The following is a 256-nucleotide window of genomic DNA, read 5'->3' as shown; positions in this document are numbered from 1 at the left end:
GCGACAAACTGATCGGCATCTGCTTCGGCCACCAGTTGCTGGCGCTGCTGTTGGGCGGCAAGACCGAGCGGGCGACCAAGGGTTGGGGCATGGGCATCCATGACTACAAACTGAACGCCAAGGCACCGTGGATGAGCCCGGTGGTGGAAGAATTGACGCTGTTGATCAGCCACCAGGACCAGGTCACCACCTTGCCGGAAAACGCCACAGTGATCGCTTCCAGCGAATTCTGCCCGTTTGCGGCGTACCACATCGA

At 60.2% G+C, this 256-nt stretch carries 1 protein-coding gene; it reads left to right on the top strand.

What is annotated here, in order from left to right:
* Positions 1 to 256, top strand: a 256-nt coding sequence (locus FJ988_RS30605; protein ID WP_407067852.1) for a glutamine amidotransferase-related protein, incomplete at both ends; no start/stop codon positions are given.

Origin of the sequence: Mesorhizobium sp. CU3 (assembly GCF_006442965.1) — a bacterium.
Classification (GTDB): domain Bacteria; phylum Pseudomonadota; class Alphaproteobacteria; order Rhizobiales; family Rhizobiaceae; genus Mesorhizobium.
Note: the sequence above shows the minus strand (reverse complement) of the source record. Positions and strands in the feature narration are given on the sequence as shown.